Origin of the sequence: Clostridioides sp. GD02377 (assembly GCF_045899875.1) — a bacterium.
Lineage (GTDB): Bacteria > Bacillota > Clostridia > Peptostreptococcales > Peptostreptococcaceae > Clostridioides > Clostridioides difficile_A.
In genome coordinates this window covers 155,140-180,324 of record NZ_JBJODA010000002.1, presented here as the reverse complement: position 1 = coordinate 180,324, position 25,185 = coordinate 155,140, and the positions used below count along the sequence as shown (strand labels likewise).

Below are 25,185 nucleotides of genomic sequence, written 5' to 3'. Positions count from 1 at the left end.
CGAATCTTTGAGTTAATGATAGCATTTTCCTATTTATGAGTCAATAAAAAAAATAAGTTTTTGTCAAAATTTTTTCAAATTATCTGACAATGTATTATGTATTATCAAATAGCTTCATTATATGCAAAAATACAAAGCACTAAAAAATATAGATTCCTAAAATGTACAAATTTTTTCACATAATTGAAATGACACACAAATTATAAGATACAATTCATAATATTTTGATATATCTATACAAAATATAGCTATTAAATAGATTCTCTTAAATTATATAACTAAATATCACCAACTTTCTTTAGGTATATTTTGGAAATTAATGTACTTATTAATCTATAATCTTCTAAAAAATATCTATCAGTCCTTAAATCAACAGCTTCTTCATGTACAAATTTACATATTTATTTTCCACATTGTAAAATATCACATAGTGTGCTAAAATCAACATATTCTAATACTTTAAATTAATAAAAAGAGGGGGGAAATTTATGACTTCAGATAATCATCGCCCGACAGCTAGGATATTAGATATTTTAGAAGCATTAGCTGAATCCGAAAACGGATATACTCTTACAGAAATAGCAGATGCTATTAATGCTCCAAAAAGTAGCATCTTTCCTATAGTTCATACACTTAGTGCTAGAAAATATATTACTATTGACAAGAATACATCCAAATACTCTATAGGGATACGTTCTTACACATTAGGTTCTTCATTCTTTGAAAAAAGAACTATTTTCAATTATGTAATTGAAGAAATGACTAATATAGTTAATTCTTGTTCTGAAACTTGCCAGCTTGGTATACTTGACAACAATGAAGTCCTTTATGTTGGTAAAGTAGATTCGCCAGAACCAATTAGACTTATTTCTTATGTTGGTAAAAAAATACCTGCTAATTGTACAGGTCTTGGAAAAGCTCTTTTATGTGATTTTGATAAGGAAACACTAATAAGTTTATATCCAGATGGTTTAAAAGGCTTTACAGAAAAATCAATTACAGACTTTGATGTTTTATATGAGCAACTTCTTGAAGTTAAAAAAACACAAATAGCTTCAGAATGTGAAGAATCAATGCAACATCTAAAATGTCTTGCTGTACCAATAAGAAAAAATGGATGTATAAGAGCTGCTGTTAGTGTAACACTACCATTATTTAGAGCTAATGAAGAAAAAATAGAACTGATAAAAGAATTACTTTTAAATGCTCAGAAAAATATTCAATCTATGATGGAAGAACGCAATGAAGATATTATAATAAATTAAGTTAATATTTCACAGATACGATATATTGAAAATTGTAATAATTAAAGATTCTATTTTAAACTGGCATATTTATTTGATTTATACAATAAAAAACAAAGCTACTGATTTAACTACAGTAGCTTTGTTTTTTTATGATAGTTTTTATTTTTTTGTTGACATGATAAAAATACTATGTTAAATTCTAATCATAATCGTATTTACGAATTAAGTTCTTATATAAGAACTCATATATCTGTATTAATCTAAGGCATAATTATATGATAAACAAGCTAAAGAAAGATTATTAGATATACATTTCTTATATAAAAATCAATTTAAAATAAAAGGAGATTTTAGTTATGAGCATTTATTATGTACCACCAATAAATTTACTTGGAAAAGGGTGTCTTAATGAAGCTAAAGATTCAATTAAATCACTGGGAACTAAAAAAGCATTTGTTGTTAGTGATAAATTTCTAGTTTCAAATGGTACTGTAAAAAAAGTAACAGATATTCTATCTCAGATAGGTGTAGATTTTGTTGTTTATGATGAAGTTAAACAAAATCCAACTGTAACTAATGTAAATAAAGGGCTTGAAATATTAAAGTCAGAAAATTGTGATTTTGTTATTACTATAGGAGGAGGTTCTCCACAAGACTGTGGTAAGGCTATTTCTATATTAGCTACTAATGGAGGAGATATTAGAGATTATGAAGGTGTCAACAAAACTTCTAAAAAATGTCTTCCTATTGTAGCCATAACTACTACTGCTGGTACTTCTGCTGAAGTTACAATAAACTATGTTATAACTGATGAAGACAGACATGTAAAAATGATAATGGTTGATACCAATTCATTAGCTACAATGACAGTAAATGACCCAGAATTAATGATTAGTAAACCATCTAATTTAACTGCAGCAACTGGTATGGATGCTTTAACTCATGCTATAGAAGCTGTAGTGGCTAATGGAGCTTATGATGTTACAGATTCAACAGCTTTATATTCTATAAAACAGATATTTAAATACCTTCCAAGAGCTGTTAAAAATGGTAATGACATAGAAGCTAGAGAACAAATGTGTTACGCTTGTTTCTTAAATGGAATTGCATTTAGTAATGCAGGACTTGGTAATGTACATGCCATGGCCCATCAATTAGGAGGTTTATATGATTTACCTCATGGAGTATGTAATGCCATGCTACTTCCAATAGTTGAAGAAGAAAATGCTAAATCTGCTCCTTCTAAATTCCGTCCAATCGCTGAGATTATTGGAATGGATGTACATAATAAGTCAGATAAAGAGTGTGTTGACTTTGTAATAAATAAAATAAAAGCTCTTTCTGAAGAAGTAGGAATCCCAAAATCTTTAAAAGATGTAGGTGTTGATAATCCTAATTTTGAGTTACTTGCAGAAAACTCTATGAAGGATGCATGTGCTGGAGCTAATCCTGTTTTCTTTGACAAGGATAAACTTATAGAATTATTTATGAAAATATCTTAATTATAACAACCTACCCCATAAATTAATTATATATACTTATAAGGGAGTGCCTCAAAATACAATTATTTTATTATTGGCACTCTCTTACTACATCTTTCAAATCATAATTCTTATCAAATACTAACATATACTATTATTAATTAAGAATCTTAGCTCTTAATTAACAAATCAAATATTTTATTAATGAATTATGACTGTTGTTGTATCTGGTATATTATCGTATATCCATTTTGCATTTTCTGTATTCAATCTTATACAACCATGACTAAGAGCTTCACCAAGTCTACCATCTATTATATAGCTACCTGTCGAATCATATAATACCGAATGATAATAATATCCACCTTTAATTCTAGTAGCGTACTTAACCGAATATTCATCTGTCCCAAAAGAAGGTTTTCTTCCACTTATATAAAATGTCCCTGTTATAGTTGGAGTTTCAGGTTTCCCTATAGTACATTGCCACTTATAAAGTTGACCCCAACTTCCATTATCTTTCTTAAAAATATAAGTATATTTATTTCTAAGGTCTGTCACAATTAGATAATCACTCGTGCTTTTAATATTATTTTCGTTAACAAATTTAGTCATATCAGTATAAAAATACTTATAATCTAACTCATTAGGTTTATTTCCATCAGTTGATAAGAAATAATTAAAAACATATCCTATTTTGTCATCATATACAACTTTACTCCAATCCCCATCTATTTCTAAAACTTCGACCCTAGATTTTTCGGGAATTACTGTAATTATATTTGAAGTCGTAGATTTGTCTTCTCTTAAATTTAAGTTACTCCAAGTATATTCGCTTACTGATACTAAGTCCTTATATACATACCCTTCTTGAGAATTATACATTACTTTAATCCATTCATCTTCTTCATCTAATACCTCCATTTTTGCTCCTTGAGGTATTACAGTTATAATACTTGAATTTGTAGATTTGCCGGACCTCAAATTTACATTTACTAAAGCATATTTATATATAGGTGTTCTATATTTTTTAATATTTATTTTAGTTAGCTTCACACATACCATCCTCTCATATGTCTTTTTACAACATTTTATGAAATTCGATATGTATTCGTTCTCCTATTTTCAAACTTTACTTGTATTACTGATAATATTGCTATATACAGACTGGTTTTTTCTCACTTATATTTATCTATTTATTTAAATTCACAATATTACAATCCTTAATATATTCTTCAATTATACCTCTAGCAATATTAAAATAGCTTATGCATTTATCAACTATAACTGCATCACTACTAACTACTCTATCTAATTTTTCTAATACGACATCTGCATTTTTTACTAGCTCTACCTCAGTTTCAATTCCCCATATTTTAGCATACTCCAGTATCTTATACTTTAAATTTCCTGAATTAGAAACTGGAGAATCTAGATAAAATCTAATTTTTTGTGCATTGTATTTATTTGAAAATTCTCCTATCAACTTTAAGGCTTCTTCTGTTTTATCTATAATCTTATATGTCCCCCTAAGCCCTGCTAAGTCTCTCATATTACCATCACTACCTATTACTAAAGTTCCACCAGATAATGCCACTTCTATAGCTATTATTAAATTAAAACCATCTATATTTATAAGTCCTTCTTTGATTTTATCTAGAGAAAGTTTTTTTGACTGTCTTATTATATTTTTTTCTTCAGTGCATACTGCCCTTTTTAGTGCATCTCTTTGTCTTATGGAAAACTGATACCTATCTCCAACAAAAGTAACAACTGGGTCTATTTTATAATCCCTATTTATTAACCATTCTATTTCTTCCTTAGCCTTTATAAGCCTTACTAGTTCATTACTTGAAAACCATATCTTGTCATTCTCATCAAACCCTCTTTTAGATACTTTATTCATATGATTTCACCTCCCTATTTTAAACATTGCTCTAATATCTTAAGTATGATAAACTTACTCTTTTAAAATATTTTTGATACTATTTTATCCATTTAAGTTATCCAATACTTAAATTATATCGTTTAATTCCAGTTTATAATACAAAATAATAATTTCTATAGTACATTTATAACTTTACAATACAAAAAGGATACTATTAGTAATTTATTATAGTATCCTTTTTATAAAATCTATTTATAATGATAATTTTAGGCTTTATATATTTAAATTTATGATTATACTTCTTTTATCATATTAGGAGATAGAACATCATTAAGAGCTTCTGTCATAGTTGGATGTGCATAAACACGGTCTCTTAAATATGTGTACTCTACTTCTAAATCTATAGCTAATTGAATTAAGTGGATAATCTCACTTGAATCTTCACATATCATAGTAGCTCCAAGTATCTTATTTGATTTTTTATCAATCACAATCTTTATAAAACCATCTGTCTTACCGATTTGCTTAGCTCTTGGAATCGCTTCGACTGGCATCTTTGCTACTAATACTTCATATCCTTTTTCCTTAGCTTGTTTAACATTAAGACCAACTCTTGAAAATGCTGGACTTATAAATATAGAATTTGGTATATTTTTTCTATCACTATTGCTTCTAGTCTTATCTCCAAATAATTGATTAATAATTATACGATAGTCATCTAGTGAAATATAAGTAAATTGTGGACCTCCATTTATATCTCCTATAGCCCATATATGCTCTTTGTTAGTCTTAAGAGTATCTGATACTTTAATAAATCCTCTTTCATTTAATTCTATACCTGCATTTTCTAGTCCTAACCCCTCAGTATTTGCCTTTCTTCCTGTGGCTACAAGTATCATATCGCTTGTTAATTCCTGTAATTTACCTTCTATTTCATACTCTACTATAGCTAAGTTAGAAACTTCTTTAATTTCTTTTATCTTTGTATTATTTATAATTTTTACATTTCTCTTTTCAAGTAGTTTTATTATTTCTTCTGAATCCTCAATATCTTCATTTGGTAAAATACCATTATTAGAATTTAATATTGTAACTTCTGCTCCAAATGAACTGTAAATACCTGCAAACTCTAGACCTATAAAGCCAGCTCCTATGATTGTCATTTTTTTAGGTAGAGTCCTTAGATTCATAAGAGACTCACTATCATATACTACATTCTTATTTTCCACACCTTTAATATTAGGTATAAATGGTCTTGAACCAGTATTAACAAATATCTTGTCTGCCACTAACTCATAAACTTCATTTTCAGTTTTAACTTGAACTGTATTTTCATCAATAAAAGTTCCCATTCCTGTGAATATAGTTACATTATCATTTGAATTTAATTTATTATAGTTAACTTCTCTAAGTTTTGTAATTAAAGTTTCTTTTTTATCTATAGCTTTCTCATATTCAGCTTGAGCTTCTTCCCAAGAACTTATATATTTCGCTTTTACACTGTTTGCCGAGTTCTCTAAACTTTTAGTTGGTATACATGCCATATTTATACATGTTCCACCATACATCTTATTTGATTTTTCTATTAAAGCTACTTTTAAGCCTTTATTTGCTAAATCTCCTGCTAATGTTTTTCCACCTTTTCCAAATCCCATTATTATTGCATCAAATGTTTTTTTCATATAATTTTCAACCCCTTCTTGTATTATTTATACTTTTACTATAACAAGATTATCTAGGTAGTACAATTAGGCACTTTTTTGTAACCTTAAATTGATTTGAATCCTTATATTTAAACATTTTAATCTATTTATTTCTTTGATTCTCAATAAAAGATGCCATAGTCTCTTTATCCATAGCTCCTGGAATATACTGAGTTACATATCCTTCTTTATCAATTATAAACGTAGTTGGAAAAGCATTAATTCCATATTGATACGCTAATGCTCCATCTTCATCAAGTGCAACAGGGAAAGTATACCCTTCTTCTTTTAAGAAGTTAATCACATGTTCTCTTGAACCTTCTCTACCCAAATTAGGTGAAGCTACACCTAAAATTACTACATCTTCATTATTTTTCTTATAGTCTTTGTATAGTTGTTCTATGTGAGGCATTTCTTCTTTACATGGAGGACACCATGTAGCCCAGAAATTCAAAAATACAACTTTACCTTCATAATCACTTAATTTATGTGTCTTACCATATTGGTCTGTTAGAGTAAAATCAATAGACTTTATTCTCTCTTCATCTTTAGCTCCTGATTCATTATTTCCATCATTAGAGTCTTTTTGACCACCAGTATCACTAGAGCTATCTTCTTTATTATTAGGATTTGCTTGTTTATTATCTTCCTGATTACTTTCAATTTTACTATTTTGTGGGATATTAAAATGTTTGCTTATACTCCCAAATCCATTTACCATCATTAATATTCCTGATACTATAAGTATAAGCCCACCTATTTTTTTAATAATTTCCATGTTGGATTTTATCTTGTCTATAGTTTTAAAAAGTTTACTATAAAACATAGATGTAATTATGAATGGCAAAATAAATCCAATAGTATATACTGCTATTAAAAGATTTGCACTAAGGTGATTGGTTGAACTTGAAACCATTACTAATACAGATGCTAGTATTGGTCCAATACAAGGTGTCCACCCAAAACTAAACGTAAAACCTAATATAAAGGCTGTTATTGCTTTCATTTCTTTAAACTTTACATTAAATCTTTTTTCTCTATTCAATATTGAAGATTTAATTATTCCCATGTAAAATAAGCCCATGATAATAATTATAATCCCACCAATGAACATTATTAAATCTTTATTCTCACTAAAGAACATACTCAAAACTCTTACTGATGAACCTAATATAAAAAATGTTGTCGAGATTCCAAGAGCAAAGAATATAGTATTTTTAAATAGAGAACTTCTTATAAAATTTGTCTTTCCTTCTTTTAAACTCTCTACACTACTATTTGATAATATACTCAAATAAATAGGCAAAATTGGCAATATACATGGTGAAAAGAACGACACTATACCTTCTATAAATACTAAAAATAAATTTACATTTTGCAAGCTAAAATTCCTCCTTATTTTATTTCCAATATTAAAATTTTAAGATTTATTTATCACAGTTTAAGTTTTTATTACTCCACATTATCATTTTTTCCATAACAGGAAGTAATAGTAATCCTGACTCACTTAAAAAATAGGTTGACTCTACAATATTATTAACCAACCTTTTTTTCTTAACTATAATCTCTTGTTCAATTAAAAAATCTAATTGTTGAGTTAGCATTTTCTTACTACACTCTGGTATAGCTCTTTGTAACTCTCCAAATCTTTTTTTATCTTTTTGTATTTCCCATATTATTATAGCTACCCATTTTTTACCTAATATACTAGATAAAGCCTCTACTGGACAATCATATATCATGTCATCTATATTGTACATTTTACTCTCCTCTTTTCTTTAATATTAAATAAATTGTTATAACAGTATGTGTTTATAGGTATTATGTATACTTCTAACCTTATTTAATTAAAATTTTTATTGTATATCTCCCTAAAACAAATTATTTTAAGTTTCATGTAATTAATATATCAGTTTTATATACATATCACAATTGGTCACTTTTTTGTAACTACATAGAACTTAGCATAAAATCAAATTGAATAATTGTTATTGAAGTATATACCCTAATTCATTTCATTAAAATTTTGTCGATTCTAAACTGCATATAAAATTACTCTAATATAATAGTTCTTTGTATAAACAACTTATCCTGTTAAACTATTTTTCTACTTTAACAAACTTTATACAAAATACTAGACTTATATATTAATATTTACCCAAATTTATGCAAATTAAAAAGTCTGACCGATTGCTGTCAGTCAGACTTTAAAATAATAAACTTATTTTTCACTTATAAATCTAATAATATTGAAATAACATCAAAAGGTGCTATTTCATACACTTGTTGTTCTTGTAATTCTTCTATTGCATTTACTATTTTCCCGTTTCTACTTTTAAATATTTGTTCATCTAATATCATTTTCTTACTAGTTGGATTTTCCAATCTTATTACAAATTTTTCTTTACTATAGTAAGAAAGGTAACATGCTGACACAAGATAGTTCTCTGGTAAAGATATTATTTCCAATTCTCTACTTACAGATTTTTCAATGATAGATTTTTGAATCTTATTATCTATACGATACAAAAAGAAATTGTAATCCTGTAATTGATAATTTACACATTCCTGTAGATAATTGTGAGTTAAACTTGCAACTTCTAATTCATCAAATGGTTTAGAATTCATGTATACTGCAAATGAAAACTCTACCTCTTTAAGAATTTGGGCTTTATCAGTTTTAATTCTTATATGACCTTTTTTAGTCGTATCACCAGAAGCACGTCCTGGTCTATATAATAAGTCAGGCTTCCCTAATTCATCTGTAGTAGCAAGTAAAGTCAGTGCAATTTCATCTTCGATATGTTGATATTCTTTTATTCCTCTAGTAAATACAGTACAACTTCTATTTTGATTTGTTAGTGTAATATTACTTTCTAAAGGCTCTAAATCTATAGGCATCTCATTATAAATTTTTTCCCAGTTGTCAACAACTCCATTTTCTCTTGTTATATATCCAAATGGTAATGATGCTATATTTTTGTTATCCTTTATATCAGTTTTTAGATGAACACGTAATCTATGATTGTGTATTGTATTATCAACATAAAGTTTTACTTCTATTAATGGGCTTTCCTTTACTAAAGTAATACTAGCTTTTACACTTAATTTTCCATTAAGGTTTTTATTTTTCCTATCTTCTAATGTAAGTGGTAGTAAAGTGATACCTTCAACCATTATTTTTTCATATCCTATAACTTTTTCTGTAGATACTTTATTAAATGAAAGTTTGATATCTTCATCATCTTTTAATGGAGAAAAATCATAAGTATCTCCTGCATTTCCACTGTCTCTTAATGTTAAAAAATTTGATATATAAGTGCCATCTTTAAGCTGTAAATTTAAGCTTCCATCTTCATACATTATTTTATAATTATCATTAGATATAAATGTATCATTAGATTCATTAAGTACCAACATTTCCTTATCACTTGATTCAAAACTAAAAACCTTATATCCAAGTGCAGGAAGCTGTATATTTATTCTTATTTTTAATATATAATAACCTGGCTCTTCAATAAATATATTACCAGCAGGTGTCTCTTCTAATATATTTTCTCTCGATTTAACATAAGTTTCTTCAATTATAGTGGCATCTAAATTATCTTTAAAACAAATATTTTTACTATCACTTACAACCTGTATCTCTTTATATCCATTAAAACTTTTAGCTTCTGTATTAAATATTAAAATATCATTTTTAGATAATTTAAGCGCTTCCGAAATTTTTTTAACAATAGTATTTTCAATACTATCACATATTTCGTTTGCTTCTCTTATACGATGAAGAATATCCTCTGTCACAGTATCAGTTACACATCCAGCCAAACTATCATGTGCTTGTCCTTCTAAAAGTTTTTTCCATGTATTTATCAATAACTGATTGCTTATTTCAATCTTACTCTTTTTGGCAATTACTAATAGTGGTTCTATCCTTTTAATCAACTTATTTTCTAGTTTATCACAGGCTAATTTTATATCCATTCTACTAGAACCAATTGATTTATGTATTCTCGCAAGTACTGGCTCTCTAAATTCACCCCTATAACTTTCTAGTGACTCTATAGATTTTACATACTTCAAAAACTCTTGATATGAGCTTGTTATATATGAATATTTTCCTATATCATTAATCTCTTTAACTTTGTTTTTAAAATCACCGATTATATTCAATTGGTCATTTCCTGAAGGTATTAGTACTTCATCTACATCACTATAAGATTTGATAAAATCAATTGCAGGGTCTAAACGTCCATTTACATACTTTGATGAAGGTTCTAAAAGCATACCTGTTCCATATCCATGTGGCATATTTACAGCATATATATAACTTTCACCATTTAGACTTTTCCACTTAAAGTATGGTGATTGAACCTGTTTACCAAGATGTATCCCTCTCCAAAAGAATATATTGTCAAGACCTACATGTTTTAATAAGACAGGCATTTGTGCATTAAATCCAAATGTATCTGGCAAATATCCAATTCTCATATACTTACCATATTTTTTACTTTCAAAAATACCAATCATTAAATTTCTTAAAATAGACTCTCCTCTAGCAAAGAATGCATCTGTTTGAGTAAACCATGGTCCAATATGCAGTCTATCTTCCTTTATTAGCTTTTTGATGATTTCTATTTTTTCTCTATGTAGTTGTACATAGTCATCCAAAATAGAAAGTTGGCCATCAAGTACAAAACTTACATCTGTATTACGTTCTAGTTCATCAATTATATCTGTAAATAGTTGTTCACTAAGTACTAATGCATCCCCAGAAGTAAAATACCATTCTCTATCCCAGTGTGTATGATTAACAATATGTGCTTTTATCATTTAATCTCCTCTGTTCCTTGTCTTTTATATTTAAATCCAAAACTAATATTTAATACCTTATCTAGCATAAGATTTATATTGAATTTTAAGATTCCCACTCTGCTTCATCAAAATCATCTTCTTCAAATTCATCATCTTCAATTACTGGATTTCCACGTAATACTATAACTAGACCAGCCACAATTGCTGTTCCAACTGCTATTGATAATATATACATTGGCCAGTTCTCTACTGTAAACCACCCGTAAAATCCACTAATTGGAGTTGCATTTACTGAACCTAGACCAACTGCCATAGCTGAAGCAATTGCTGTTCCAATTACACATGAAGGGATTACTTTTAATGGAGATTCTACTGCAAAAGGAATAGCCCCTTCACTTACTCCAATTAGCCCCATTATAAGAGATGATTTACCTGCTTCACGTAACTGCTTATTATACTTCTGTTTTGCTAATATAGTAGCAAGGCCCAATCCTAATGGTGGTATAACAATTCCCACCATTGCAGCAGTATTAGGTGCATAAATTCCACTTGTTAATAATGCAAGTGATGTTGTTAAAGCTGCTTTATTAACTGGTCCTCCTAAGTCAACTGCCATCATAGCTCCAATAATAGCTGCCATTAATATCTGATTTGTACCTGATAATCCATTTAACCAATTTTCTAATCCAGTATTTAATGTAGCAAAAGGAATACCTATCACATAATTGATTAATACAACAGTGATTAACGTACCAAATACTGGTACTATGAATATTGGTACTATTGAAGCTGCTGATTTTGGTAGTTTAACATGATTTTTAATAAATAAACATGTATATCCTGCTATTAAACCAACTGCTAAAGCTCCTAAAAATCCTGCTCCTATATCCTTAGCAATCATACCTCCAACAAGACCTGGTACAATGGCTAATTTGTCAGCTATAGAAAATCCTATAAATGCAGCAATTACAGGAAACATTAATCCTAAGGCAGTGCCTCCAAAACCATCTAAATCATGCAATAGTCTAACAATACTACTAGCACTTTCTGCATATTTAGCATCCCATATATCTGGTATGTTATAGAAAGAACCTCCCACACGAGATATTGCCATTATCATAGCACCTGCAATTACCAATGGAATCATATATGAAATTCCTGTTAAGACATGCTTTTTTAACTCAGAGACTATCTTTTTTAACATTATATTTCCCTCCACTTATTTATTGTCAATTAACTTTAGTGCATCATTTATTACTTTTTCTGCATCCTTTATAGGTGTATTAACTGGTACTTCTAATATTTCTTTCCCTTCAAAACGTTCAGCATTTCTAACTTTAGTGTCTACTGCAAATATTACTACTTCTGCAATTTGTGCATCCTTTTCAGTTAATTCATTATCTATCCCTGTAGCTCCTTGTGTTTCAACTTTTATAAGGTGTCCCATTTTTTTTGAAGCTTTCTTTAATGCTTGTGCTGCCATATATGTATGTGCAACTCCTGTCGCACATGCTGTTACTGCTATGATTTTTCTTTTCATCTCTACATATCTCCTTCATTAAATATATTAATTATTTCTTGTTCTGAATTAGCTAATTTTAGTGCATCCACATTGTCATCATCCATAAGCTTAGTGGCCAATTTAGATAATAATACAAGATGATTACTATCCTTATCAATATCACTTATAGCCAGTAAGAAAATACTATCTACTGGTTTTTCATCTAAAGCGTCCCACTCAATCTTATTTTTAGTTCTTGCAAATACTATAGAAGATTGCTTGACAGCATTGCTTTTCCCATGAGGAATAGCAATCCCATTACCAATACCTGTAGTTGCATGTTCTTCTCTTTCTAAAACAGACTTAACATATTCTTCTTTGTTATCTACAATTCCATTTTTAACAAATATGCTACTCAATTCTTTTATTGTTTCCTCTTTTGTAGTTGTAGCAAGATTAAAAACAATTTGCTCTTTTTTTAATACATCTGATATTTTCACTATATATTCTCCTCCATTAGCAAATCGTACACTTCTTTTGGTGAAGTTGCACTTAATATGTCATCTATATTTTTTTTATTGTCAATGAAGTCATAAAAAACTTCATATATTTCATCAAGCTCTAAGTTTTTGTCATTTTCTAATGAAATAAAGAAAATAACTTCTACCTTTTCATTTCCCCATGTAATAGGATTTTTTAAAGTTGCAACAGATATATTAGATTTTTTAATATAACTAGGATTAGCATGAGGTGTAGCTATAGATTGAAAAGAGGTGTAAGATAAACTTTCTCTCTCAATTGCACTCTCAGCGATTCCATCTCTTGCAAAACCTTTTTTTATCAAATTATCTGTTATACATTTAATTACATCTTCATAATTTAAAGCTTCAATATTTAATAGAATATTTTCTTTAAAGATTAGGTTTTTAAAAGATTTATATTTTTTAGAAGTATTCCCTGAAACATTTTGTATATTTTTTTCCAATGTTCTTATATCACTTTCATTTAAAATAGGGCTAACTATTATTGTAGGAATCGTCTCTAACTCTAAATAAATAGTACTTATCACCAAATCTGCATCAATTTTACTAGATACTAATTCTTGTACAGAAAGTATCTTTTCAATTTTTATCATAGGAAAGTATTTTTTTATCCTTGCAGATAATAATCTGGATGAACCTAGACCTGTACTACATACTAGAACAACTCTAACATTTTGTGGAAGTTCTTTCATTCTTTCCCTAAAAGCTTCAAAATGTAGCGCTATATAAGCACATTCATCATCATTTATCCTAATATCATATATAAATTCAATTACCTTCTTTAAATCCAAAGCCTGTTCAAATGATAAAGAAAAGTTTTGCTTTATTGTATTTACATATGGATTTTTAATACTAAGACCGTATTTCAATCTATTTATTGATGAATGTACATGTGAAGTTAGTCCATCAATCAAATCTTTGTCGTAAGCTGTCTCATACAATGTATTTTTAATAATTTCTCGAAGATTTGAGATATTATTTGTATTTGTCTCATAGTGATTATCTGACGTATCTTTTAGTTCAGTAGTATCTCTATGTTGGTCAGATGCTACTAGATGTAAATTTATATATCCAATTTCAGATTTTGGCAATAGTATAGAAAACTTTTGCTCTAATTGTTTTGCTAAATAAGTTGTATTTGACATTTGATTATTTTCAATATTACCAACATACAAGCTTTCTTCTATATACTCACCTTTTCTAATTCTCTCTACAGCTATGGCTAAATGGATAACTAATGACTGAAATTCATAATCAGAAAACTCAAAATTTCTTTCTCTGCTGAAATTCCTAAGAATGTCAATGATTATAGATAAATCATCTTCAGAAAAAATACCATTTACATCTGCTTGTATTTTTTCAAAGGCCTGATAAAAGCTTTCTTGTTCTTGCTTAATATACCAGTTTCTGCTCCAAAATTTATGTATAAACTTAGCAGTAAGTTGCCTTTTATCTCTTTCACTTATATCCAATTTTATTCCTTTACTAGGTTTTTTATATATAGATACTCCTTCATTTTTTAGCAATTTTTCAACCTCAGCTAAATCTCTTTCAATAGTTCCACGACTTATATATAATTCGTCAGAGATTTGTTGTATAGTGATATAATCATTACTTTTCAACAATATTGAATATATATATATTACTCTCTCCTCTCTAGTTGTAGGAATTTGACTTCCTTTATTATCTAGGTAAGGAAGTATTTTTTTCAAATCTCCATCAATATAAACACCTATTTTAGGTTTTCTCACTAAAGAAAGACCTATCTTTTTGAGCACTGCTTCTACTTCTTTAAGAGATTTTGAAACTGTTTTTTCTGAGACATCTAAATCATCTGCTATTTCTTTGACAGTTGTATGACCTTCTTTTAATAAAAACTTTATTATTCTAATTTCACGATTTTGAATCATATCAGTTAACATTTTCAAATTTACTCCTTCCCTTTGTTTTTATTTTAATGGAAAATGTTTTTCTAAAAAACTACTAATATTTCCTTATTAAATACGGTAATTTTGATGTATTGAATACTTTAATTTTAGATGATAAATTAAAAACTGTCTAAATTTAATATGAAAGGAAATAACCTAATGCTGACAATAATTATTGCTTTGCTTCCTGTAATGGGATGGGGATTGATGCCTATAGTTGCGAATCTTAAAAAAAGTTCTCCTTATGAACAACTTTTAGGTACATCTATAAGTGCGTTTATATTTTCCACTATAATAACTTTGGTTATGCATCCTGAGATTACATTTTTTTCATTCTTTGTAAGTATGATTTCTGGGATATTCTGGAGTTTAGGACAACTAATGCAGTTTAAAGCAATTCAAATTACTAGTGTATCTAAAGTAATGCCAATTTCAAATGGTTCACAATTGACTTTTACAACACTATTAGCTGTACTCTTATTTAATGAGTGGACTAGTTCTAAAATGTTCTTGATTGGTTCTTCATCGATATTATGTATAGTACTTGGCATACTTCTTACAAACTATCAAACAAAAAAATCTACTGACAACAATATGTTAAAATGTGTAGGAGTTGTATTATTATCTTCTTTATTTTTAGCATTATATGTTGTAACTAATCAAATATTTTCAATCGAAGGATATAGAATTATATTACCTCAATCTGTGGGTATGTTGATAACTTCATTTATTATTGTGAAGTATTTTTCTAAAGAAATTGTATATAAGGAAAATGTTTTATTTAATTTAATTACTGGAGTACTATGGTCAATAGCAAATTTAGGTATGTTTATAACAACTAATACATTTGGGGTTACAATAAGTTTTTCTATTTCCCAAAGTTGTGTGATAGTAGCCACTTTAGGAGGTATTATATTCTTTAAAGAGAAGAAAAATAAAAAAGAATGGTTTTCTATTTTTCTTGGCATAATATTAATCATGTCTGGTGTCCTTATGCTGAGTATTATAAAATAACTATTTATTTGTTTGAACAATTTTATTTATATATTTAGAGTTAATTGTATTATTAAAAATTAATTATACAATTAAAGCCTGTAAATTTAGTTTTTAAAATTTACAGGCTACTATAATTCTATTTAATCTTAAGTTTTTCATCTTCAACAAGTTTATTTGCAACCCACTCTGTGACTTGACCTGTTATTTTAATACAGTGTTCTTTTCTTTCAGGAGACATAAAGTTATCACCATCCCACTTCTTTGTAATAACTCTACAACATGTTGCACCATACTCTTTCTTAATATAATCATGTAAATCCTTAGCATATTCAAACATCTTTGGATTCATAGTTTCACCATGAACTCTTCCATATACAATACCTAAAGCCATTTCACCTCCAGATATTGCTCCACAAAGACATTGTGCTTTTCCAAGTCCTATTGGAAATCCTGATGCTAACTTAGTTATCTCGGGGCTCAAAGGTTGTCCTAAAGCATCATTTATTGTTTGAAGAACTGCTTCAGAACAAAAAAACTCTCCTTTTCTAAAGTATTCTTCTGCTATTGCTCTAACCTCTTTTACATATTCCTCTTTTGTTTTCATTCGTTTATCCTCCAATAAAATTAAGCTAAATTAAATCTCTAAAATTAATATCACTTTCATCCATTGATATTAATCTCTTTACTAAATACGTATATTTAATAATTTTTATTTAGCTTTAGATGTAGTTTCTGATTTACTAAGATACATAATAAATAAAACTAAAACATACAAAATAATCACTGTAGCTATTATCTCTTCTAGTTTAGAAACATATAAAATCCAACTTACAGGATGGCCTGATTTAGTTAGATAACCATTCATTAGTTTCATACCCATTGCACTTATTGCCATAGGGAATGTAAATGCAGCAAAACTTGGATAAAAAGGCAATCTTAATAATTTTGGTAAATACCCCAAAACTATAATATAAAATACAATCGAAAGTATAAATAACAAGTATAATATTACACTATTCTTATCTGAAAAAGAATTAATATATCCAGACAATAGTAATGACCCTGGTGCAGCTAATATAGCTATACTTGGTAAAGATGGTTCAGGCATTTCCTTGATTATCCACACTCTTTTTAAAACTACTGGTATAAGAACTATATAAGATATAAATCCTATCCAAAAAGCAACTTTACCTATTAAAAACTGATTAAATGCTGGTGCTGTAACACTTGCTGCAACTATCCCGACATAGACTATATACCAAGATGGAAATACTGCTTTTATTGAAAATTTAACTAAGAATTTCTTACTAAATAAGATTATCAACACAATATGACCTACAACTCCGATGCTCCAAATTACAATACCTAATTCTAAAGATAATGGTTTTACATATGTAGCAAATATCATCGTTGCCATTGTTATAGTTGGAAATGTACTTGATATTAAGGGGTTTTCTAATTGCTCTTTAACACCCTTTTTTAGTAATACTATTTTTACTATGTAAATTGCATATAAAACAAATCCTATAAATCCAATTACATTACGTAATGATTCACTATAAGATTGTAATAAGTTACCTAAAGTAAATATTGATAAAATCAGACTTGCAATAGGTATAGGATATTTTTTTAAAAAATTCAAATTCTACCTCCTTTGTTACTAAGTTATTTGTATTTTTAATTATATCAAAAAAATGGTCAAGTTGACATATTGCGACCATTTTTCTTATATAGAAAATATCTATTAAGTTTAATTTCATTATTATAAGTATCTATATACTTAATATATTAAGGCGATTGGTTTATTTATTTAATATCTAGTAGACTTATTTCTGGTTTGCATATTTTAATGACCATGGACAACTCATCATACATTTCAATACACAAAAACACTTTGAAATATCAATAAGAGACTCTCTTTTACCTGGCAAAGCCCACTCATTTCCATGTATAGCTTTTGCAGGACAGTTTTCTACACAAATATTACAATCTGAACACTTCGAATCCATTAAAGGATATCTTTCAACAGAAATTGGAGCATCTGTAAGCACAGTACACATGCTAAAAGCACAACCATATTCCTCAGTTACAAACAAATTATTTTTTCCCATAAATCCAAGACCACTAATATTTGCTATTGTCTTATGTGGTAAAGTACTAATACCTGATTGCATTGTTGGATTAATATAACCCTTTTCAGAATATCCATGTTCTAGATTATTTTTTTCTGATTGAGAATAAGCTTTATAACCTTTATCTTGAATATATTTTGAAATCCAATCAGCTAACTCTTCTACTTTCTCCTCTTTTTCTAAGAAATCATCACTATCTGTAGGTAAGTTATTATATATATCTGTAACGAATTTTTTTGATAATCCTATACAAAATAAAATTGCTTTAGAAAAACCATGTGTTTGACTTGCTGGAAATTCAGATATATCAATAAAACGAACAATATCTACACCTTTACTGTGTAAAATACATTTCAATTCATTATTCATATTTAACTCCTTCCAGAATTAACAAAGTAAAAATAATATTATATATTGGTAGACTTTTCCATTAGCATTATGTTAACCAGTACTTTGTACATTCTTTATTTCTACTCATAAAACCATATTCAATTAAATATCTTCTAATTGTTGCAAAATCATTATATATAGATTTTAAAATCTGATTGACTTCCTTTTCTGAATATTGCTTACCATACTCAAATTTTTCCAAAATCTTAGATAAAATTACAACTTTTTTCTTTTCCTTTGAGGAAAATACTTTTAATTTTAGAGGATTCATACTTTCAAAGGAAGTCTCTAAAATGTGTTTTCTCTCCTCTTCAGTTACTACATATCTTTCGTCAACCATTTTAGCATGTTCATGGATTGGTATTATGGTACTACCTTTATTAGATTTTTCTTCAAATACAGACTCATATAATGCTAAATACAGTTTTGCCTGTTTTGCTTTTTCTCTAAACATAAATTTTTGATGACGAATAGTAGATGTAGATACTTCAACCTTTTTTGCAATTTCCTTATCCGGTAAACCACTAATAAATAATTGAAATAATTGTTTTTGATTTTCAGTCAGTGTGTTATATTTTGAATCACCATTAATCATTTTTTCTAAATAATCACTGTGCTCTAATTCCATATGCAATTCAATAGCCTTTGAAGCTTCAAAGAATCTATCACCTATTCTGTATATTTCTCCCACTTCATATGTTTTTGCACATGTAATGCAAATATAACAATTTAACTCATCATTAAATACATAACCTTGTTTAATATCATTGATAGAAAGATTTTCAATTTTCATATGTATATCTCCATTCCATAGTTTATGTTTTGCATAGATATATTATATTAAAGTTTATTTATATAGTCAACATTTTCATTTTTTGTTTATGAAATTCGTTTATTTATTAATTTGAAATTAGAATATAAAAAAAGAAATTCCTCAATTAATAATTAAAGAATTTCTTTTTATCCAACAAACCTATGTGATTAATCTTATAAAATATAAATTTATAGATACTAATCCTATATTTTAGTTTTTTATTTAAACTCAATTATAGTGTCTTTTCCACCTTCAACACTATTACCTACATTATATGTATTCATATTGTACTCTGAATAATTAGTTATTGTAACTGGAGTAATAAGTGATATACCCTTTGATTCAATCAAAGAACGGTTAATCTTCAACATTGGTGTTCCTTCTTTGACCTGTTCACCCACACTTACTAACGCTTCAAACCCTTCGCCTTTTAGATTTACCGTATCTAGACCAACATGAATAAGAAGCTCCATTCCATTTTCTAATTCTATTACAAATGCATGTTTAGTTTCTGCTATTACTGCTATCTTTCCATTAAGTGGCGCATAAACAATGTCTCCTGTAGAATCTATAGCTACACCTTCTCCCATAAGTTTTTGAGAAAATACAGCATCTGGAATTTTAGATAATTCTATTACTTTCCCTGATATGGGCGACTTTATTGATTTCTTTTTAAACATTTTGAACATAAAACATACTCTCCTTCTTTACTTTTAACCATTATTAGCTGCTTTTAGTTTCTTACCTAGACTTCCTCCTGGATGGTATTTATAAAAATCAGCTGAATCAAAATTACTATTTTTAGATAATGCACATGCAATAGAATCTCCTAAAACTAAAGTAATCGTAGATGATGTTGTTGGTGCTAAATTTAAGTGGTCTGCTTCATCCTTTGCTGGATATATTAAAGCATAATCACACTCTGTTGCCAATACTGAATTTCTATTTGAAGTAAATGCAATTGTTTTAGAACCAATTGCTTTAACATACTTTATACAATTCACTACTTCCATAGAATTTCCACTATTTGAGATTAGAATTGTAATATCTTTGCTTTCAATCATTCCCAAATCTCCATGTACTGCCTCTGTTGCATGTACAAAAAAGCTTGGTGTCCCAGTACTGGCAAATGTAGCTGCCAATTTCTTACCTATATGTGCAGATTTACCTACACCCATAAAAATCACTTTACCTTCACAGTTGGCAATTTCATTAACTATACTTTCATATTCAATACCTGCTTCATCTATTAAACATTTTATGGCATTCATTTCAGTAGTCATAACATCAACCATTGTTTTTAAATAGCTCATAACTATCTCCCTTTCTATATTAAATATTTTTTGCAATATAATCTATAGTTTTTTTAATTCTATTTAAACCATCTTCAAGTTTCTCCCTTGAACAGGCTACATTTAATCGTAAATAAAATTCACTTTCTTCACCATATACATTTCCTGACATAATAGCTACTTCTCCAATATCCATCAATAACTTTTGAAATATCTCACTACTTACCTTAAGGTCAGAAAAATCTATCCAAGCAAAATAACAACCTTCTGGCATAACCAACTTTAATGGCTCTAAATTATCCTTTATATACTTAATTGTATATTCAAGATTATCTTTAAGATATTTTAATAATTCATCCAACCAATATTCACAATCATTATAACAAACCATTGTTGCTAGTATTGCCAGTATTGCAGGTGAGTTTACAAAATCACGATATCTAGTGATATTTTCAAATTTATTTCTCGTACTTTCATTTGGTATAATCACATATGACCCAGTCAATGCTGGTATATTAAAAGACTTCGATGCTGATGTACAAATAAATATAGAATCTAAATAGCTTTCTGCAACCTTTAAAATAGGAGTCATTCTATTATCATACACAATATCCATATGTATATCATCTGATATTATCTTTACATTATTGTCTTTACAAATACCTATCATCTTAGCAAGTTCTAACTCACTCCACACTCTTCCAGTTGGATTATGTGGATTACATAAAATAAATATCTTAGATTCTTTGCACTTTTTCTCGAAATCATCAAAATCAATCAAATAGAATCCATCTTCATTTACAAGAGGTGATTTTATAATATTACGATTATTATTTGCTATAACATCATAAAAAGCATTATATGCAGGAGTATTTATCAAAATTCCATCTCCCTCATCACTGAATAGCTCAATAAGTTTACTAATTGAGTACATTACACTAGGACTGTAGTATATCCAATTACCATCAATATTACAATTAAACCTTTTAGTATACCAGTTTGTAACTGAATCTCTAAAATCCTCATGTTTCCATCTACTGTATCCCAAAACTCTATGATTCAATCTTTCCTGCAAAACTTCTGTTATTTCATATGGAAACTCTAAATCCATATCTGATATTGTAAAAGGAAGTAATCCCTTTTTTCCAAATCTATCTTCTACATAATCCCATTGGGTACAATATGTACCCAATCGGTCTATTTTTTTATCAAAGTTAATCATTACATGCCTCCAAATGACCTTCCATAGCCTTATCCATTTGCTTTCTTAAAGAGTACACTTGAGTTCCTATAATCACTTGTATTGTGTGCTCGTCCAATTTAACAACTGCTATACCACCAGCTTCTTTAATTGCATCCTCATTTATCAATGATACATCTTCTAATTTTAAACGTAATCTAGTTACACAATTGTCTAATGATAATATATTAGATTGCCCACCTAACGCAGCTATCATCTGTTGTCCTTTATATGTAGATAAATTTTTAAAATCTGAACCATTTCCTTCAGATACTTTTAGCTCTTTATCCTCACGTCCTGGAGTCTTTATATTAAACTTAATAATTGCCCACTTAAATACAAAATAGTATATTGCAAAGTATAAAGCTGCTACTAATACTGCTATTGGCCATCCTGTAGCTGTTCCTCTTAACACACCAAAACTTATGAATGCAATTAAATCTCCTGTGAATCCCATTAATACACCTAAGTATGGAAGTACCATGTTTGCTAAACCATTCATAAATGTATGGAAAGCAAATAATGCTGGTGAGATAAATAAGAATAAGAATTCTATTGGCTCACTTATACCACCTATAATAACTGTCAACACTCCTGATATTAAAAGCCCCTTAAGTGCTTTTCTATTTTCTGGTTTTGCTGTACGATATATAGCTAATGCAGCACCAGCTAATCCATATTGAATCATTAATTTACCTTGTTCCATTTTGCCAGCTAAATCAAGAGGTATAATCTGATTATTCTCTACATATGCCATAAACATATTCAATGTACCAAAGTATGTTTCTCCATCAATAACAGCAGTTCCACCTATTGGTGTAAAACGGAATACAGATGTTACAAGATGATTTAATCCAAATGGAATTGTAACTCTTTCTGCCACTGCGTATGAGAAATATCCCAATGGCCCAGCTGAAGAAATCCATTTTCCTAAATTTTGGAATGCATTGAAAAATGGTGGCCAAACAATAGGTATTAATAATCCGACAATACTCATAACTATTAAACTCACAATTGGAACTAGTCTTGGCCCACTGTAGAATCCTAAGGATTCTGGCATTTTTAAATTACTAACTTTATCATATATTGCATAAACAATTAGACCTGCCACAATACCACCTAAAACACTTGTATTATATGTTTGTATTCCCATAATCATAGCTTGACCATTAGTTGACATTTGGTCTACTGGTACTAATAAATCAGCTCTTGTTAAATAAAAATTCGTACCTATATGCATTGCTATAAATCCTACTAGACCTGAAAAAGCTCCAAACTCTTTTTCTTTTTTTAATAATCCCAATGGAATTGCCATTGCAAATAATGCTCCCAAATTATTAAATGCAAATAATCCTATTGTCAGCATGAAATTTAAAATCATGTTGACATATTCATTTCCTAAAAACGGAACCATGGCAATCATCTTAGGGTCTGTAAAACCTGCACCAAGTCCTAACATCATCCCTGAAACACTAAGTAGTGCTATTGGGAACATAAACGTTTTTCCTAACATTTGGAAGAAGTTCCATAAACCTAACTTATTTTTTTTCATAATTTTACCCTCCTATTTTTATCTAAAAACATAATCAAATTTATAGAAAAACCTAAATCAAAAAACTCAATCCAATAATTAAGTTCAATGATTTAGGTTTTGCCTGCTCAATCAGTTACAATCCTAAAATTCACTGTCTATATTTAATAAAAAAACCTAAATCAAAAAACTTAACCTAATAGTTAAATTCAATGATTTAGGTTTTGCCTGCTTAACCAGTTACAATCCTAAAACTCACTGCTTGTATTTAATAAAAAAACCTAAATCAAAAAACTTAATCTAATAGTTAAGTTCAATGATTTAGGTTTTGCCTGCTTAACCAGTTACAATCCTAAAACTCACTGTCTGTATTTAATAAAAAAGCCTAAATCAAAAAACTTAATCTAATAGTTAAGTTCAATGACTTAGGTTTTGCCTGCTTATCAGTTACAATCCTAACAACCACTGTTTGTTATTTTATTTATGTGAATCATTAGATATAATTCTTCTTCTTTACTAATTTTATATTCAAATCTGTCTAATACCAATGCTGCAATTTCCTCAGTACATATTTTAGGTTTATTATAATTTTTATTCACCAACTTATACATATCTTCAATATCACTATCTTTATAAGTTTCTTTTCTTAGAATCCTTTGAACAAAAAACTTTAAGTGAGTTATAAGTCTAGTGTAATTTAGTGAATTTACATCTAATTTAAACCCATGTACTTCTTCAATTATCTGAATAACTTGTTTTGAAAACTCTAGTATATTAATACCTTCATCCTTCTGAGAATTCTCCAACCCATTGATTATATGAATAGCTATGTATCCAGCTTCATCTTCAGGCAATTTTATTCCTATCTTTTTTTCAATTTCATCAATTGCCCATAATCCAAATTCAAATTCTTCTCTATAAAGTTGTTTTGTCTCATTCAATATTAAGTTTGGTAATTTTATACCTTGTTTTTCTCTTTGGACAGCGAATTCTATGTGACTAGTTAAGGCTAATATTATTGAATCATTCACTTGAGTATTTAAAACTTCATTAGCCTTTTCTATAATTTCTTCTGAAATTTTAAAGTATTCAATAGAGGTCTTGTTAAGTATTTGATTGTATTTGTCTTTTTGATTATCTTGAACAAAATATTTCTTAGAAATCAAATTTTCATCTATCAAATCTCCTACTTTTTTCTTGAATCCAACTCCAGCACCAGTAATAATTATTTCTGTGCCATCTTCTAGGGAGCTTACTACTACATTGTTATTAAATATTTTTTTTATATTCACTATAAATCCCCTCTAAAAAAAATCTCTCATCACAATTACATAGTATATTATATTTAATTTAATGTCAATATTTAAAATTTCATTTTCGAATATATTTTGCATTTTCCCCTATAATACTACAATAACAAAATATTTTAAATCCTCTTAATTAAATTGTCATATTTTATCGTTTTTTTATTTAAATATATTCAAGTATTTCTTTTGTGTATTCAATTAATTAAAATTACTCTATATTTTATCTTCTAAAACTAACTTTTAATTGTTTTCCAGTATTTTCAAGTATTTTAATTTAAAAAATATATGTATTTATTGAAATTCAGATTATAGTGTATTGCTAATCTTTTCTCAAATATATATGTATTAAATAATATAACTTTTAATTTTCATAAATTAGAC

General features: G+C 28.2%; 22 protein-coding genes. 3 read left to right on the top strand and 19 right to left on the bottom strand.

The window, feature by feature from the left end:
- The first annotated feature begins 488 nt into the window (after nt 1-488).
- Nucleotides 489-1,265 (top strand): IclR family transcriptional regulator, encoded by a 777-nt coding sequence (locus Q3304_RS02620; RefSeq protein WP_054271531.1) that lies wholly within the window; start codon nt 489-491, stop codon nt 1,263-1,265.
- A 338-nt stretch (nt 1,266-1,603) separates the two neighbouring features.
- Nucleotides 1,604-2,749 carry an iron-containing alcohol dehydrogenase gene (locus tag Q3304_RS02615; RefSeq protein ID WP_054271532.1) on the top strand — a complete coding sequence of 382 codons (1,146 nt, stop codon included), beginning with the start codon at nt 1,604-1,606 and terminating at the stop codon, nt 2,747-2,749.
- Nucleotides 2,750-2,929: 180 nt separating this feature from the next.
- On the opposite strand, the gene Q3304_RS02610 is transcribed toward Q3304_RS02615, so the two are convergent.
- The 10 genes from Q3304_RS02610 to Q3304_RS02565 form a co-directional block, all read right to left on the bottom strand.
- Entirely contained in the window at nt 2,930-3,790 is an 861-nt protein-coding gene (locus Q3304_RS02610) for an SH3 domain-containing protein (protein ID WP_255645736.1), read from the bottom strand.
- A gap of 127 nt (nt 3,791-3,917) precedes the next feature.
- A complete protein-coding gene (locus Q3304_RS02605) occupies nt 3,918-4,631 on the bottom strand; it encodes a DUF434 domain-containing protein (RefSeq protein WP_407814844.1) in 714 nt (237 codons plus the stop codon).
- Between the two features lie 275 nt (nt 4,632-4,906).
- On the bottom strand, nt 4,907-6,295 hold the full coding sequence (locus Q3304_RS02600; RefSeq protein ID WP_407814843.1) for a dihydrolipoyl dehydrogenase family protein: 1,389 nt from the start codon (nt 6,293-6,295) through the stop codon (nt 4,907-4,909).
- A gap of 124 nt (nt 6,296-6,419) precedes the next feature.
- The gene (locus tag Q3304_RS02595; RefSeq protein WP_407814842.1) at nt 6,420-7,697 is read right to left on the bottom strand and encodes a cytochrome c biogenesis protein/redoxin; all 1,278 of its coding nucleotides are present in this window, start codon (nt 7,695-7,697) and stop codon (nt 6,420-6,422) included.
- A gap of 46 nt (nt 7,698-7,743) precedes the next feature.
- Nucleotides 7,744-8,076, bottom strand: a complete 333-nt coding sequence (locus tag Q3304_RS02590; RefSeq protein ID WP_021385918.1) for a helix-turn-helix domain-containing protein — start codon at nt 8,074-8,076, stop codon at nt 7,744-7,746.
- A 472-nt stretch (nt 8,077-8,548) separates the two neighbouring features.
- Nucleotides 8,549-11,149 carry an alpha-mannosidase gene (locus Q3304_RS02585; RefSeq protein WP_407814841.1) on the bottom strand — a complete coding sequence of 867 codons (2,601 nt, stop codon included), beginning with the start codon at nt 11,147-11,149 and terminating at the stop codon, nt 8,549-8,551.
- An 85-nt stretch (nt 11,150-11,234) separates the two neighbouring features.
- Nucleotides 11,235-12,335: a PTS fructose transporter subunit IIC gene (locus tag Q3304_RS02580; protein ID WP_054271537.1), complete on the bottom strand. Its 1,101-nt coding sequence runs from the start codon at nt 12,333-12,335 to the stop codon at nt 11,235-11,237.
- 15 nt (nt 12,336-12,350) lie between these two features.
- Nucleotides 12,351-12,671, bottom strand: coding sequence for a PTS fructose transporter subunit IIB (locus Q3304_RS02575; RefSeq protein WP_407814840.1), 321 nt, complete (start codon nt 12,669-12,671; stop codon nt 12,351-12,353).
- Between the two features lie 2 nt (nt 12,672-12,673).
- A complete protein-coding gene (locus Q3304_RS02570) occupies nt 12,674-13,132 on the bottom strand; it encodes a PTS sugar transporter subunit IIA (protein WP_054271539.1) in 459 nt (152 codons plus the stop codon).
- Nucleotides 13,132-15,096 carry a BglG family transcription antiterminator gene (locus Q3304_RS02565; protein ID WP_407814839.1) on the bottom strand — a complete coding sequence of 655 codons (1,965 nt, stop codon included), beginning with the start codon at nt 15,094-15,096 and terminating at the stop codon, nt 13,132-13,134. Before Q3304_RS02565 ends, Q3304_RS02570 begins: the two co-directional genes overlap by 1 nt.
- A gap of 165 nt (nt 15,097-15,261) precedes the next feature.
- On the opposite strand from Q3304_RS02565, the gene Q3304_RS02560 reads away from it, so the two are divergent.
- Entirely contained in the window at nt 15,262-16,116 is an 855-nt protein-coding gene (locus tag Q3304_RS02560) for a GRP family sugar transporter (RefSeq protein WP_054271541.1), read from the top strand.
- Between the two features lie 118 nt (nt 16,117-16,234).
- On the opposite strand, the gene Q3304_RS02555 is transcribed toward Q3304_RS02560, so the two are convergent.
- The 9 genes from Q3304_RS02555 to Q3304_RS02515 all read right to left on the bottom strand — a co-directional run bounded on the left by Q3304_RS02555 (nt 16,235) and on the right by Q3304_RS02515 (nt 24,789).
- Complete coding sequence (locus tag Q3304_RS02555) at nt 16,235-16,702, bottom strand: C-GCAxxG-C-C family protein (RefSeq protein ID WP_054277503.1); 468 nt, start codon at nt 16,700-16,702, stop codon at nt 16,235-16,237.
- Nucleotides 16,703-16,807: 105 nt separating this feature from the next.
- Nucleotides 16,808-17,740: a TDT family transporter gene (locus tag Q3304_RS02550; RefSeq protein ID WP_407814838.1), complete on the bottom strand. Its 933-nt coding sequence runs from the start codon at nt 17,738-17,740 to the stop codon at nt 16,808-16,810.
- Nucleotides 17,741-17,924: 184 nt separating this feature from the next.
- Nucleotides 17,925-18,599 carry a 4Fe-4S binding protein gene (locus Q3304_RS02545; RefSeq protein WP_407814837.1) on the bottom strand — a complete coding sequence of 225 codons (675 nt, stop codon included), beginning with the start codon at nt 18,597-18,599 and terminating at the stop codon, nt 17,925-17,927.
- A gap of 67 nt (nt 18,600-18,666) precedes the next feature.
- Entirely contained in the window at nt 18,667-19,413 is a 747-nt protein-coding gene (locus Q3304_RS02540) for a DUF2087 domain-containing protein (RefSeq protein WP_407814836.1), read from the bottom strand.
- 239 nt (nt 19,414-19,652) lie between these two features.
- Nucleotides 19,653-20,123: a PTS glucose transporter subunit IIA gene (locus tag Q3304_RS02535; RefSeq protein ID WP_054277507.1), complete on the bottom strand. Its 471-nt coding sequence runs from the start codon at nt 20,121-20,123 to the stop codon at nt 19,653-19,655.
- Between the two features lie 24 nt (nt 20,124-20,147).
- Nucleotides 20,148-20,747, bottom strand: a complete 600-nt coding sequence (locus Q3304_RS02530) for an SIS domain-containing protein (RefSeq protein ID WP_407814835.1) — start codon at nt 20,745-20,747, stop codon at nt 20,148-20,150.
- A gap of 19 nt (nt 20,748-20,766) precedes the next feature.
- A complete protein-coding gene (locus tag Q3304_RS02525) occupies nt 20,767-21,948 on the bottom strand; it encodes a MalY/PatB family protein (RefSeq protein WP_079739797.1) in 1,182 nt (393 codons plus the stop codon).
- The gene (locus Q3304_RS02520) at nt 21,941-23,518 is read right to left on the bottom strand and encodes a PTS transporter subunit EIIC (RefSeq protein ID WP_054271548.1); all 1,578 of its coding nucleotides are present in this window, start codon (nt 23,516-23,518) and stop codon (nt 21,941-21,943) included. Before Q3304_RS02520 ends, Q3304_RS02525 begins: the two co-directional genes overlap by 8 nt.
- A 434-nt stretch (nt 23,519-23,952) precedes the next feature.
- Nucleotides 23,953-24,789, bottom strand: coding sequence for a PRD domain-containing protein (locus Q3304_RS02515; RefSeq protein ID WP_054271549.1), 837 nt, complete (start codon nt 24,787-24,789; stop codon nt 23,953-23,955).
- Nucleotides 24,790-25,185 lie beyond the last annotated feature (396 nt).